This is a genomic window from Aeromonas allosaccharophila, from assembly GCF_000819685.1.
Classification (GTDB): domain Bacteria; phylum Pseudomonadota; class Gammaproteobacteria; order Enterobacterales; family Aeromonadaceae; genus Aeromonas; species Aeromonas allosaccharophila.
Genome location: NZ_CDBR01000082.1, coordinates 17,835 through 31,929, shown reverse-complemented (window position 1 = coordinate 31,929; position 14,095 = coordinate 17,835). Strand labels below are relative to the sequence as shown.

Sequence of the window (14,095 nt, the reverse complement as noted above, 5' to 3'; positions counted from 1 at the left end):
GGCGTTATATTTTACAGGGGGCAGTATGTCATTCTTTGATAAAATCACTGAATATTTTGAGGATAGTGCTGAAAAATTATTGGAAGATTCTCTTCAGGGGCGGATTAGAAGAGCGATTATGCCCAGGCCTGTAGGAGTACCAGTAGGATTCCTTCTTGAACGTGAAGTTCAAAAGAGAAGGGAGAATAAAATACGACAAGAAGGGTATGATCAAGGTGAATCGGATGTTAAAATTGAATATGCAGTGAAATTTAAAGAGTTAGAGCTACGTTTGTACAATTCTTTTCAGTCATTGAAAGGTAGTGATAGATTGTTTGAAACAATCATAGCCATGAATGCTGTAGCTATTTCAGCTGCAAACTGTGATGGACCGATATCATCTGAAGATCGAAATAACATAGACCTTTTCATTGTTGGTATTTCTGGTAATAATCTGCCTACGCACATTAAAAACAGGATTGATGAATTATATTGCAGCCCCTTAAATATAAGGGAGGCTATGAAAATTGCTATAAAATCAGGTGTCAATATTGATATCTACGATGAGATCATAGCAATGATCATTTATTCTGATGGACCTGCAAACAAAAAAGAACATGCATTTTTAATTGCATGGGAAGAGCTTAAATATAAACATTTAACTAATTCTCATTCTAATGATATAGCTACCCCCCCCCCTCAGGAGATTAATGCCAAGAGAGTGTCACGATCGAAAAATAAATCCAAGCCCGTTGGCTTAAATAATTATGTGGGCGCGAATTTAATAAAAAATGAAAAAACTGCAATACATTCAATCAAGTATCGTTATGAGATTAATGGAGTGGAAAAAATATGGACTGGGCGAGGAAGAATGCCTTCTGTGATTGCGAAAGCAGTTGCAAAAGGTAAGCCACTAAAGGAATTTGAAATTTGAAATTTCATATGCAGTAAAAACAAACATACCATGAAGCTATTTCTGTTCTGCCCCGAGAGTCGGCGGTTTAGCAAGAAAGGGCCAAGTGTCAGCGGTAATATCTTCCGTGGAAGTTACCGACGATGGCGTCGGCATGACGCTTCGTCGGCATCGACGGGACTTCGTGCGACCGTAGGCTAAATAGCGTTAGGTCGCAAATATTGTATATGGCTAATCTTCGTTAATCTAAAATGAGGTGCCATTGATCATTTGATGTCGCATATTTTACGCAAGTTTTTAAGAAAATCTTTGGAGTCGGCAAAGTAGTTGGGATATGCCTTTTTGAGGTTAGCAATTGAGTTTGCAGATACAAGAACTGCATCATAGTTACTGTTTTCAGCTGCTTTTTTCTCCAGTTTAAGATAGTTCTCCGTCGCTTCTTTTAGCTGGTTTTGTGGATATTGATGTATCCGAACCATACTCGCATTTTCTATTAGCTCAAGAATAAAATAGTCTGACTTGTTGATTTGTTTCTTAGCTATAGTATTCGATGAAAGTGCAAAAGCATTTAACTTTTCAATTACACCAAGTTCTTTTACTAAAAGTTTAGTAAATTCTAGTGTATTAACATCTTTAAGATGTTCCCCAATGGGCCTTTTTTCAAGCTTTGAAAATTCAGCACTGGCACATTTGAAAAACTGTAACCATTTATCCTCACCATGGCTTGCTTTGAGAGCCTGATTGGTGAAGGTATCAATGATCTCTACCGCAGTTGCCCAAGAGTGTTGAATTTTGGATCTTAGTTGAATTTCGACAAAAAGATCTTTGTATTCCTCTTTCGCTCCATTGTATTTGTAGACTATATGTATCCCCCTATATCCTGATTCCTTGGGGTTTTCAATGTAGTTATCAATCTTGTGTAGCGTATGTCTGGAGCGGCCTGATATGAGATGCGAGTGTAGTGTTTCAACAAGAGTTACATTGCTCATAACTGCACGTAGACCACCAATATCTTGCATTCTATGTAATTTCATTTGTCCAAAGCGTTTTAACTTCCCCAATATTGAAGGAGTGCGTTTTAGGCGCTGAACTACGATTCCATTAGTATCTATATCTGATACTTTTTTTCTTAACCAAATTAGCATGGCATGCATTGGATACGCATGTATTGACCGCCAGTTAGAAAGAACATCCATAGCCTCATCAATATCATTTTGATCTTGATTTTCGCTTGCTAATAGCTCACCAGCTTTCTTTACTCTTTTTTTAGAGTGCTCAGGAATAATCCACTTCATTATTTGCCTCTTGCCAAGGGATTCTAATTTTAGAAAATAGTTTTTTTGAAATTTAATGTCTAACTTAGAATTTTAGTCGTTATTCTATTGAGTTATATGTTGAAATTCAATGAAATGTGAATTTATGGCTGTTGAGATCGCTTGCGGACGATAGACCGTGAGATGTTGACAAGTGTTTTAAAGATGATATCGACGGTCGTGTCGGCGTGACGACCCGTCACCTCGTCGGCATCGACGCGACTTTGCACAACTCCTGGCAAACTCAGCTACAGCCCAAAAGACCGGATATGCCCCAGAAACTCTCCGGTCTTGCCCACTAACCATTCCTCCTCCCTTGCCCTTCGTGAGCGCCTCCATCTTTCAATCTGTGTTATCTCCACGCCAGTGCAACCAGCTCCGGTCTGAGCATTCCCATGGTCTCCCAGCAGAAAGACCGGAAGCTGTGACCGGAGGTTTTTTCTGGGGGTATTTACGCCAGGGGAGGGGATGGCTTCTGGTTTGGGCTAGATCGTGACCCATTCGCCAGCTGAGCTGACCGGATAGGGACCGGAGTAATCGGTAGTCGAAGTTGAGTTGAGAGATAACAGGGAGAGTGGATCGTTCACTGCGAGGGGAATGTGGCAGAGCAAGCGGTGAGGGATAGCTGGCTCAGCTTGAAACAATAGAGAGATGGATATGAAAAAGCCCAGTTCGAAAACTGGGCTCTTTTCGCAATCCGAAGACAGGACTTGAACCTGTGACATACGGATTAACAGTCCGCCGTTCTACCGACTGAACTACGAGGGAAAAGTGGCTCCTCCTACTGGACTTGAACCAGTGACATACGGATTAACAGTCCGCCGTTCTACCGACTGAACTAAGGAGGAATTGCCTGTCTCGTCAAGACGGGGCGAATATTAATGACCAGGGCGGCGGGTGTCAACCCGCGAATTTCCCGAAAACCGGATTTTCGGACTGTTTGCCCAAAAGTTGCGCTTTGCGGTTTATTTTCAGCACAATCAGTCCCTTGCCATCGCTCCCCCCAACCGGCGCAGGGGGCATTGGTTCGGTTCGCATCAACCTGATGATGACAGCATGATGTCGCGAACGTGCTGGCAACTCGATGAGGCTCAAATGGTAATCTTTGTGGCAAAAAGGGGGAGAGCAGGAGCCAAGATCGGCGATTTGGCGGCAAATAGGCCAAATAATGGGTGAGCGCGCGTTTCATTGATCCTGCCCATCGAAAAAATGGCCCGTCTGGAGTAAGGTTACGCAGGATACCATCGCCGCGTCGACAGCCCTGCCGGCCCTTGATGATGATCGGGCGCCGGATCTCTCCGGCCTTTATCTCCCTCTTCTGGTATTACGATATACATGCACAAGCAAGCCTCTTTAAATAGCGTGAAGCTCGCCATAGCCTTACGCCAGTCCTGTATTGATGAACCCTACAGCATGGCCCGCTTAGGCCGTGATCTTATCGCCGGTGTGACGGTGGGCATCATCGCCATCCCGCTCGCCATGGCACTGGCCATCGCCAGCGGTGTACCGCCGCAACACGGTCTCTATACCGCCATCATTGCCGGTATCGTGATCGCAGTGACCGGTGGCTCCCGCTACTCCATCTCCGGCCCGACCGCTGCCTTTGTGGTGATCCTCTATCCGGTTGCCCAGCAGTTCGGGGTTGGCGGTCTGTTGATGGCGACGCTCATCTCAGGCCTCTTTCTGGTGGCGATGGGGATGGCCCGTCTTGGCCGCCTTATCGAGTACATTCCTCCGTCAGTGACGCTGGGCTTTACCGGTGGTATCGCCATCGTGATCGCCACCTTGCAGATCAAGGACTTCTTTGGCCTGAGCGTGCCCGAGATGCCGGAAACCTATTTGGGCAAGGTCGAAGCGTTGGCCGCCGCCCTGCCAAGCTGGCAGTGGGGCGATACCCTGGTGGGGGTCGCAACACTGGCCGTGCTGCTGCTCTGGCCACGCCTGCGTCTGCCGGTGCCCGGCCACTTGCCCGCTGTGCTGGTCGGGGTGGGTCTGGGTTTTGGCCTCCATTACTTTGGGGTGGATGTGGCCACCATCGGCAGCAAGTTCAGCTATACCCTGGCCGATGGCACTCAAGGGATGGGGATCCCGCCCATCGCGCCGACCCTGGTGATGCCCTGGGCCTTGCCCGGACCGGATGGCTTGCCAGTTGAATGGAACCTGGCGGCTGTTGAGCGGCTGCTGCCTGCCGCCTTCTCCATGGCGATGCTGGGGGCGATCGAGTCGCTGCTCTGCGCCGTAGTGCTCGATGGCATGACCGGTCGCAAACACAGCTCCAACGCCGAGCTGGTGGGGCAGGGGCTTGGCAATATCTTCGCCCCCTTCTTTGGCGGTATTACCGCTACCGCCGCCATCGCCCGCTCTGCCGCCAACGTGCGGGCCGGCGCTACGTCCCCCATTTCGGGGATCGTCCATGCGCTGGTGGTGCTGGCAGCCATTCTGGTGCTGGCCCCCTGGCTCTCCTGGTTGCCGCTCTCGGCCATGGCTGCCTTGCTGCTCATCGTGGCCTGGAACATGAGTGAAGCGCACAAGGTGGTGGAGCTGATCCGTCGCGCGCCCAAATCCGATGTGCTGGTGCTGCTGGTCTGCCTGTCACTCACCGTCATTTTCGACATGGTCATCGCCATCACCTTCGGGGTGATCCTTGCGTCCCTGCTCTTTATGCGCGAAATCGCCAAGATGACCAAACTGCACGATTTGGCCGAGCACAAACGCTATGCCCACGAGGTGCCGGACAACGGCCTGCTCTACAAGATCAACGGCCCGCTCTTCTTCGCAGCGGCCGAACGGGTCTTTGCCGAGCTGGAAGCGCAAGTGAAAGGGCACAAGGTGCTGGTGTTGCAGATGGAGGCGGTTTCCATCCTCGATGCGGGCGGCCTGTCTGCCTTCCTCCACTTTGGTAAGCAGATGGCTAAAGCCGGTGTCGAGTTGCGGGTGGCCGAGTTGCAGTTCCAACCGCTCAAGACCCTGGCCCGTGCCAAGGTGCGGCCGCAGCCCGGCAAGCTGGAATTTTACGGCTCGCTGGAAGAGGCGCTCAAAGGTGAACATTTGCACGAAGCTGCAGTAAATTGATTGAAAGGGATACGAAACGGCATTTTTTTGGTCACTTGGTTCGGATATTGAGCAAACGAACGCAAAAAGTAAAAAATTGCATTGACCAAAAGCCATCGTATCCCTTACATTACGCCCCGTCGCCGCGGCATGGTCCGCCAGCGAATGTGCAGCTCAAGCACATAAAGCAGTGAGCAAAAATTTGGTGAGGTGTCCGAGTGGCTGAAGGAGCACGCCTGGAAAGTGTGTATACGGCAACGTATCGAGGGTTCGAATCCCTCCCTCACCGCCAAATTGCAAAAACCGACCTGATGGTCGGTTTTTTGTTTTTAAGCGCCATCCTGATGTGGTGTTGGCAGGGCAGAGTGAAAACCCTCGCCCAGTCTGCACTGAGTCGCTTGCTCGGGATATAAAAGCGGCAATGGAGAATGGTCTGTGGCTTGTCGCTGCTGCTCTGACGTTCCGCACCACAGTGCACTGCCAGATTGAAAAGCCCTGATGGAAACATCAGGGCTTTTTGCTATCCGCGTTTTTCGCGGGCGCAATGGGCAAGCCGATGGCGATGGGGGGCTGGCTCGGGTATAGTCCTGCGCCAATGGCGTTATCCTGTTTTGCTGACCCGTCGTGGCCCTGGTGCTGGCGAGGGGCTGGCCTGTGTAAGGAGTGTTATGAAGTTCAGTCCCCTGCTCGATGAGATGATGAAAGCCCTGCAGGTATTGCCGGGGGTGGGGCCCAAGTCTGCCCAGCGGATGGCCTTTACCCTGCTCGAGCGCGAGCGCAGCGGCGGTTTGCGTCTGGCCCAGCTGCTCTCCCGGGCGCTGACCGAGATCGGTCACTGCAGCCACTGCCGCACCTTTACCGAGAACGATCGCTGCGATATTTGCGCCAATCCCAAGCGGGAAGAGAATGGCCTGCTTTGTGTGGTGGAGAGCCCGGCAGACGTGGCCGCCATCGAGCAGACCGGCCAGTTCTCCGGTCGCTACTTCGTGCTGATGGGCCATCTGTCGCCGCTCGACGGCATCGGCCCGGAGGAGCTGGGGCTCGATATTCTCGAGCGGCGTTTGAAGGATGAGCACATCAGCGAGCTGATCCTTGCCACCAATCCCACCATCGAAGGGGATGCCACCGCCTGGTATATCGCCGACATGGCCCGTCATGCCGGGGTAGAGGTGAGCCGTATCGCTCACGGGGTGCCGGTAGGAGGTGAGCTGGAGCTGGTGGATGGCACCACGCTGTCGCACTCTCTGATGGGGCGCCAACGCTTGAAATAGCAAGGCGAGCCTGCCTGCAGTCCCGCATAAACAAGGGGCGAGCTGGGCAATAAATAACCGTTTGAGCGGATTTAAAGGGGCGAGTGAGCAGGATTGCACACTCGCCCCTTGATATTTGATTGGCCGTCCCCATCTAGGTTGGGCATATGTTCAACCCGATGTTTCTGAGGATTGGTCCATGACCCAAAGTGTTCATGCCGAAACCCACGGCTTTCAGACTGAAGTCAAACAACTGCTGAGCCTGATGGCTCACAGCCTCTACTCCAACAAAGAAGTATTCCTGCGCGAGCTGATCTCCAACGCATCCGATGCGGCGGACAAGCTGCGCTTCAAGGCGCTTTCCGATGCCTCTTTGTTCGAAAACGACGGCCAGTTGCGTGTGCGTCTGGTGGTGGACAAAGAGAAGCGTACCCTGACCATCTCCGATAACGGGATCGGTATGACCCGTGATCAGGTGATTGAGCACCTGGGTACCATCGCCAAGTCCGGCACCGCCGAATTTTTCAAGAACCTCTCCGGTGATCAGGGGCGCGATTCCCAGCTGATCGGTCAGTTTGGGGTCGGTTTCTACTCCGCCTTTATCGTGGCCGACAAGGTGACCGTGGTTTCCCGCGCCGCCGGTACTGCTCCGGAGCAGGGCGTGCAGTGGGAATCTGAAGGGGAAGGCTCCTTCACCGTCGCTGACGTGACCAAAGAGGGTCGCGGTACCGACGTTATTCTGCACCTGCGTGCCGAGGAAGAAGAGTTCCTCGACGATTGGCGTCTGCGCTCCGTGGTGAGCAAATACTCCGATCACATCAGCGTGCCTGTCGAGATGTTCAAAGAGGGTACCCCGGATCGGGAAGAGGATGGCGAAACCATCGTCGGCACCCCGGGCGAGTGGGAGCAGGTCAACCGCGCGACCGCACTGTGGACCCGTAACCCGAAAGATATCAAGGACGAGGAGTATCAGGAGTTCTACAAGCACGTCGCCCACGACTTCGAAGACCCGCTCTTGTGGGGTCACAACCGGGTGGAAGGGGCGCAGGAGTACACCAGCCTGCTCTACGTACCGGCCCGCGCACCGTTCGACCTCTACAACCGCGAGCAGAAGCACGGTCTGAAGCTCTACGTGCAGCGCGTCTTCATCATGGATGACGCCGAGCAGTTTATGCCGACCTACCTGCGTTTCGTCAAAGGGGTGCTGGACTCCAACGATCTGCCGCTCAACGTCAGCCGTGAAATCCTGCAGGACAACAAGGTGACCGCCTCCCTGCGCAAGGCTTGCTCCAAGCGCGTCCTGACCATGCTCTCCAAGCTGGCGAAAGACGATGCCGAGAAGTACGCCAAGTTCTGGAAAGAGTTCGGTAACGTGCTCAAAGAGGGCCCGGCCGAGGATTACGCCAACCGCGAAGAGATCGCCAAACTGCTGCGCTTTGCCAGCACCGCTGGCGAGGGCGAAGCCCAGACCGTCTCTCTCGAGGATTACGTGGGCCGCATGAAGGAAGGCCAGCAGAAGATCTACTACATCACTGCTGACTCCTATGCCGCTGCCAAGAACAGCCCGCACCTCGAGATCTTCCGCAAGAAGGGTGTCGAAGTGCTGCTGATGTGGGAGCGTGTCGATGAGTGGCTGATGAGCCACCTGACCGAGTTCGACGGCAAGCAGCTCATCTCCGTCACCCGTGGCGAACTGGATCTCGGCGATCTGGAAGACGAAGCCTCCAAGCAGGCCCAGGAAGAGGCCGAGAAGGCCAACGCTGGTCTGGTTGAGCGGGTCAAGAAGAGCCTCGGCGAAGCGGTGAAAGAGGTGCGCGTTACTCACCGTCTGACCGATTCACCCTCTTGCATCGTCACCGACGCTTACGGCATGAGCACCCAGATGATCAAGCTGATGCGCGCCGCCGGTCAGCCGGTACCGGAGCAGAAGTACATTCTGGAGCTCAACCCCGACCACGCGCTGGTGAAGAAACTCGACACCATCGAAGACGAGGCACTGTTTGGCGAGTGGGTCACCCTGCTGCACGAACAGGCCCAGCTGGCCGAACAGGGCGGGCTGAACGATCCGGCGAGCTTCGTCTCCCGCATCAACCGTCTGTTGCTGCAAGCCTAAGCCGCAACTCCGATAACAAAAAGCCCACTGCATGCAGTGGGCTTTTTTGATCCCGCCGTGTCAGAGCGGTGGGGAACAATGGCAAGGGAAGCGGCCAGCGCCTCTCTATTTGCGGTATTCGTTGTTGTAGTTCTGGATGAGGCGTCGGGTCACCTCATGCTGGGGATCGGCAAACACCTTGAGGGTTTTGCCGCGCTCCACCACCCGCCCTTCGTGCATCACCAGCACCTCGTCGCTGATGTGGCTGACGATGCCCAAGTCGTTGGCCACCAGCACATAGCTCAGCCCCATAGTCTCCTGCATCTCCAGCAGCAGGTTGATGATCTGGGAGCGCACCGAGATATCCAGCGTGGAGAGCGCTTCATCGGCCACCACGATCTTGGGGTTGAGGATCAGCGCCCGCGCCAGCGCCACCCGCTGCTGCTGACCGGAGGAGAGCATCTGCGGGTAGAACAGGGCGTGATCTGGCAGCATCCCCACCATGCGCAGGGTCTGCACCACCTTCTCGCGGCGCTCCTCCTCGGTCATCTCGGTGTTGAGGCGCAGCGGGGTCTCCAGGATCTGGCCGACCCGGATCTTGCGGTTCAGCGAGGTGTTGGGATCCTGAAAAATCATCCGCAGCAGTTTGCAGCGAGTCTGGTAATCGCCATGCACCATCAGCTGGCCGTCGATGGCGATGTCGCCGCTGGTGGGCTCGATCATCCCGGCCAGAATACGGGCGAGGGTGCTCTTGCCGGAGCCCGCCTCGCCGACAATGGCCAGAGTCTGCCCAACTTCGAGGTCGAACGAGAGAGGTTTGATCGCCTCCACCGCCTGACGACGGAACAGACCGGTGCGGTTCTGGTAGGTTTTGCTAAGGCCTCTGACCTGCAACAGGGATGGCTCGATCACAAGCGGGGCTCCTTCATGGGGGCATTAACGGTCATCATTTTTTCGGCTCCTCCATGTTCAGCGGGAAGTGACAGCTAAACTGATGGCCCTTGATCTTGTTCATCAGCGGGGTCTGCACGCACTGCTTCTGGGCGTAGGGGCAGCGTGGCCCCAGACGGCAGCCGATGGGCAGGTGTTGCAGCGGCGGGATGACGCCGGGCAGGGTTTCAAGCCGCGACTTGTGGCGCACCAGCTTGTCAAAGTCGGGGATCGATTTGAGCAACGCATCGGTATAGGGGTGATGCGGGGTCTCGAGGATCTGCTCCCGGGTGCCCACCTCCACCATCTGGCCGCAGTACATCACGTTGATGGTGTCAGTCAGATTGGCGATGGCGGCGATGTCGTTACTGATGATCAGGATGGTGGTGTTGCCCAGCTTGTTCATCTTGTCCAGCAGTCGCAGGATCTGGGAGTGGGTGGTGGACTCCATGGCGCTGGTGGGCTCATCGGCCACCAGCAGGCGCGGCTTGTTGGCAATCGCCATGGCGATCATCACCTTCTGGCACATGCCATCCGACAGCTCGTGGGGATAGGCACGCATCACCTTGCGGTGATCCTTGACGCCGACCCGGTGCAGCAGGGCGATGGCCTTCTTCTTGCGCCACTGGAAGCGCTGCCAGAACTGCCCCTCGAACGAATCGGTCGGGATCGCCTCTTCCAGCTGGGTGCCGATCTCTTCGGAGGGGTCGAGACAGCTGATGGGATCCTGAAAAATCATGGCGATCTCGCGACCCATGATGCGGCGGCGCTCCTTGGGGGCCATGGTCAGCAGATCCATGTCGTTGAAGCGCATCCGGTCGGCACGTACCGTCCAGTTGTCCTTCTCGATGCCGACGATCACCTTGGCCACCAGACTCTTGCCTGAGCCGGATTCACCCACCAGACCGCGGATCTCCCCCTCGGTCAGGGTCAGGCTCACCTTGTCCACCGCCTTGACCTTGCCTTGCGGGGTGTCGATCTCGATGGTGAGATTGCGTATGTCGAGCAGAGGCATCAGTCATTCCCCTCTTTGAGTGCTTCGCGAATGCCTTCACCAACTAAATTGGTGACCAGCACGCTAAACAGGATGGCGATGCCGGGCAGGGTGACAGTCCAGGGGGCGAGATAGATAAGGTCGCTCGAATCGGCCAGCATAGTGCCCCACTCCGGTTGGGGAGACTGGGCGCCGAGGCCAAGAAAACCGACTGCCGAGATATCGAGAATGGCGGCTGACAAGGTGCGGGTGGTCTGGGCCACCAGGGTCTCGACAATGTTGGGCAAAATAGCCAGCCGCATGATCCTGAAGGGGGGCGAGCCATCGAGGCGGCTGGCGGTGATGTACTCCTTCTGCATCTCGGCATGCACCGCGTTGTAGGTGGCCCGGATAAAGGGCGGGATCAAGGCGAGCGTAATGGCAATCAGGGTATTGCCAAAACCCGGCCCCATGATGGCGACCATGATGATGGCCATCAGCAGGGAGGGGATGGAGAGCAGGGTATCGAGCAGGTGGTGCAGCACGCTCGATTTGAGCCCCTTGCTCATGCCGCCGAGGATGCCGATGGCGGAGCCTACCACCATGGCGATCACCACCACCACCAGCGCATAACCGAAGGTGAGCCGCGCCCCCACCACCAGCCGGGAGAGCATGTCGCGCCCCAGATCATCGGTGCCGAGGAAGTAGTCGATATTGCCGGTCGCCGCCCAGGAGGGGGCCAGCAGCAGCTTGTCGGCATGCTGTTCATCGATGCCGTAGGGGACGACCAGCGGCCCTACCAGCGTGATGAGCAGCAACAGCAAAAAGCACCAGAGCCCCGCCATGGCCAGCGGATTGCGGCTGTAGGAGGCCCACGTCTGCTCAAGGGGCGAGAGGATCTTGAGCTCGGGATAGATGTTCGATTTATCTTGCATAGGATACCTGGCTCCTGGTCACGCCATGAGCGCGTTCAATCTTGTTTGGCATACAACTCTTTGCGCCGTGCCGGATAGATGAGGGTGGTCAGCAACTCGGTGCTGACGCTGGTCAGGATCACGAAACTGGCGACCACCAGGGTGGCGCCACGAATGGCGGCGTAATCCTGCAGGGCGATGCTGCTGATGAGCCAGCGGCCGATCCCGTGCCACTCGAACACCACCTCGGTGATCATGGCGGAGGTGAGCACGCTGCCCAGTTGCAGACCCAGCAGCGGTAGTACCGGCGGCAGAGCGTTCTTGAGACCATGGCGCCAGACGATCTGCGCCTTGGAAAGCCCCCGGCTCGCCGCCGCCTTGATGTAGTTCTGCTTCATCACGTCGATGAGGGAGCTGCGCACATGGCGGATCACCTCGGTGGTGGGCACCACCGCCAGCACCAGTGACGGGAGGATCAGGTGGCGCAGGGCATCGTGCAGCGCCGCTTGCCGCCAGGGCTCGTGGCTGAGCAGCACATCGATCACCGCGATCCCCGTGATGGGCGGCACGTCATAGAGCAGGCTGATCTGACCCGATGCGGGTAGCCAGCCAAGGTCTAGCGAAAAGAGCATAACCACCAGCAGCGCCAGCCAGAACACTGGCACTGCATAGCCGATCAGACCGGCGGTCATGATGGAGAGATCCAGCGTCTTGCCCTGTGACAGGGCCGCCAAGGTGCCGAGGGGAATACCCACCAGCAGCGAGATGGCAAACGCCGCCAGACAGAGGATCAGGGTCGCCGGGAAGTAGTGGCGGATCTCGTCCAGCACCGGCAGCCCGGAGACGCTGGAGAGCCCCAGATCACCTGCGAAAATGCGGCGCAGGAAGTCGGGATAACCGCTCCAGAAGCTGATCTGATGGCCGATCAGCCGATAGTCCAGCAGATAGGCGACGAAGGTCAGCGCCAGCAGGGTGATGAGCAGCAGGTTGATGCGGCGCAAGGTGTATAGAAGCATGCTTACTCCCTGTGAGCCTGGTTGAAGGAGGTGCCGCCAAAGGGCATCAGCGTCAGCCCCTCGATGTCGCTGCGGCTGACCTGGGTACGCAAGGCGTGCGCCAGCGGGATCAGCGGCAGCTGTTCGTTAAGCAGGGTCTGGGCATAGTAGTAGTTGCGCAGTCGGAACGAGAGCTGGGGCGTGGTGACCGCATCATCCAGCAGCTGGTCGAAGGCCGGACTGCACCAGCGGCTGTAGTTGTTGCCGCGCTCCACCGCCGAGCAGCTCAGCAGCTGGCGGAAGAAGTTGTCCGGATCGGCGTTGTCGGCGATCCAGCCGGAGAGCAGGCTGTCGTACAGCCCCTTGGTGAGGCGGCCTTCGATCACCGGCCATTCCCGTTGCACGATCTTGAGCTTGATCCCGACCTTGGCCAGATCACTGCGGATCAGCTGGGCGGTCTTGACCGCATCCGGGTTGTAGGGGCGGGCGTCCGGTTGCACCAGCACCTGCATCTCGAACCCTTTCTCCAGTCCCGCCTCCTTGAGCAGCTGGCGCGCCCGTTTCAGGTCGGGCTTGCGCTCGGGCAGGCTGGGGTTGTACCCCCATGAGAGGGGGGGCAGCAGGCTATTGGCGGGCAGGCCGGTATCGAAATAGACCGCCTGCAAAAGGTTGTCGATATTGATGGCGCTGGCAATGGCTTGGCGCACCTTGACGTTGTTGAACGGCGGTTTGCGGGTATTGAGGGCCAAAAACGCGACGTTCATCCCCGACTGGACCGAGAGGCTCAGTTCAGGATTCTGCTTGATCACCGAGAGCTGGCTGGCGGAAGGGGTGCTCATCACGTCGCACTCGCCGGTCAGCAGCTTGGCCAGCCGTTTGGCGGATTTGGGGGTAATGTCGTAGACCAGCTGTTCAATCTTGGCATCGCCGCCCCAGTAGCCGGGGTGGCGCAGATAGCGGATGAACTCGTTGTGGCGATACTCCTTGAAGCTGAACGGCCCAGTGCCGATGGGGCGGCTATCCAGCAGTGCTGGCGTGCCCGCCTGCAACATCTGTTCGGCGTATTCGGCGGAGAGGATCACCGCATAGTCGCTGGCCAGGGTGGCGAGGAAGGAGGCGTTTGGCTGGTTCAGCTCGAACACCACCGTCTGCGGCCCCTTCTTGCTCACCCGCTTGATCAGCAGATCTTGCCCCAGGCTGTAGAAGTAGGGGTAATCGCCGCCGGAGACATTGTGATAGGGGTGCTGCTCGTCCAGCTGGCGGGCATAGGTGAAGACCACGTCATCGGCATTGAAGGTGCGAGTGGGCTTGAACCAGGGGGTATGGTGAAACGTCACCCCCTTGCGCAGGGTCAGGGTATAGGTGAGGCCATCCTCGCTGATCTGCCAGTCGGTGGCGAGCGACGGCTCCAGCGCCAGGGTGTTGGGGTTCACCTCCAGCAGGCGGTCGTAAAGCGGACGGGCACTGGCATCCAGTGTCACCCCGGAGTTGGAAACATGGGGATTGAAGGAGAGGGGGGAGCCCTCAGCACAATAGATGAGTCCGGTTTTGGAGGCCTCGGGTTGCTTCTGGCAGCCGGTGACCAGCACCAGCAGACCCAGCAGCAAGGGTGTGAGCATTCTCATTGTTGAACCATGTTCTTATAGGGGCTTTGTACGCACGTTTTGATACAAATGTGCCAGCGC

Annotated in this window: 11 protein-coding genes and 2 tRNA genes; 6 read left to right on the top strand and 7 right to left on the bottom strand. The window is 56.2% G+C overall.

The window, feature by feature from the left end; all coding sequences use genetic code 11:
* Positions 1-25 precede the first annotated feature (25 nt).
* Positions 26-913, top strand: a complete 888-nt coding sequence (locus BN1115_RS22920; RefSeq protein ID WP_050070516.1) for an H-NS family nucleoid-associated regulatory protein — start codon at positions 26-28, stop codon at positions 911-913.
* Positions 914-1,158: 245 nt separating this feature from the next.
* On the opposite strand, the gene BN1115_RS13870 is transcribed toward BN1115_RS22920, so the two are convergent.
* Positions 1,159-2,187 (bottom strand): RelA/SpoT domain-containing protein, encoded by a 1,029-nt coding sequence (locus BN1115_RS13870; protein WP_042657610.1) that lies wholly within the window; start codon positions 2,185-2,187, stop codon positions 1,159-1,161.
* A gap of 790 nt (positions 2,188-2,977) precedes the next feature.
* Positions 2,978-3,053 (bottom strand) — tRNA-Asn (locus tag BN1115_RS13860).
* Between the two features lie 49 nt (positions 3,054-3,102).
* On the opposite strand from BN1115_RS13860, the gene BN1115_RS22305 reads away from it, so the two are divergent.
* From BN1115_RS22305 to htpG, 5 genes are all read left to right on the top strand, one after another.
* Positions 3,103-3,381, top strand: a complete 279-nt coding sequence (locus BN1115_RS22305) for a hypothetical protein (protein ID WP_128821555.1) — start codon at positions 3,103-3,105, stop codon at positions 3,379-3,381.
* 159 nt (positions 3,382-3,540) lie between these two features.
* Positions 3,541-5,277 (top strand): C4-dicarboxylic acid transporter DauA, encoded by a 1,737-nt coding sequence (gene dauA, locus BN1115_RS13850; protein ID WP_042657609.1) that lies wholly within the window; start codon positions 3,541-3,543, stop codon positions 5,275-5,277.
* Positions 5,278-5,460: 183 nt separating this feature from the next.
* Positions 5,461-5,548, top strand: a tRNA-Ser gene (locus tag BN1115_RS13845).
* Between the two features lie 376 nt (positions 5,549-5,924).
* Positions 5,925-6,527: a recombination mediator RecR gene (gene recR, locus BN1115_RS13840; RefSeq protein ID WP_042062229.1), complete on the top strand. Its 603-nt coding sequence runs from the start codon at positions 5,925-5,927 to the stop codon at positions 6,525-6,527.
* A gap of 178 nt (positions 6,528-6,705) precedes the next feature.
* Positions 6,706-8,619 (top strand): molecular chaperone HtpG, encoded by a 1,914-nt coding sequence (htpG, locus tag BN1115_RS13835; protein WP_042657608.1) that lies wholly within the window; start codon positions 6,706-6,708, stop codon positions 8,617-8,619.
* Between the two features lie 105 nt (positions 8,620-8,724).
* Here htpG and BN1115_RS13830 read toward each other — a convergent pair whose 3' ends face one another.
* From BN1115_RS13830 to sapA, 5 genes are read right to left on the bottom strand one after another with little or no spacing between them, the layout of a single operon-like run.
* Positions 8,725-9,510, bottom strand: a complete 786-nt coding sequence (locus BN1115_RS13830) for a peptide ABC transporter ATP-binding protein (RefSeq protein ID WP_005333681.1) — start codon at positions 9,508-9,510, stop codon at positions 8,725-8,727.
* Positions 9,511-9,544: 34 nt separating this feature from the next.
* Positions 9,545-10,543, bottom strand: a complete 999-nt coding sequence (locus tag BN1115_RS13825; RefSeq protein WP_042657607.1) for a peptide ABC transporter ATP-binding protein — start codon at positions 10,541-10,543, stop codon at positions 9,545-9,547.
* Positions 10,543-11,436, bottom strand: a complete 894-nt coding sequence (locus BN1115_RS13820; RefSeq protein ID WP_042657606.1) for an ABC transporter permease subunit — start codon at positions 11,434-11,436, stop codon at positions 10,543-10,545. Before BN1115_RS13820 ends, BN1115_RS13825 begins: the two co-directional genes overlap by 1 nt.
* Positions 11,437-11,471: 35 nt before the next feature.
* A complete protein-coding gene (locus BN1115_RS13815; protein WP_042657605.1) occupies positions 11,472-12,431 on the bottom strand; it encodes an ABC transporter permease in 960 nt (319 codons plus the stop codon).
* A gap of 2 nt (positions 12,432-12,433) precedes the next feature.
* Positions 12,434-14,029 carry an ABC transporter substrate-binding protein SapA gene (gene sapA / locus BN1115_RS13810; protein ID WP_042657604.1) on the bottom strand — a complete coding sequence of 532 codons (1,596 nt, stop codon included), beginning with the start codon at positions 14,027-14,029 and terminating at the stop codon, positions 12,434-12,436.
* Positions 14,030-14,095: the final 66 nt, after the last annotated feature.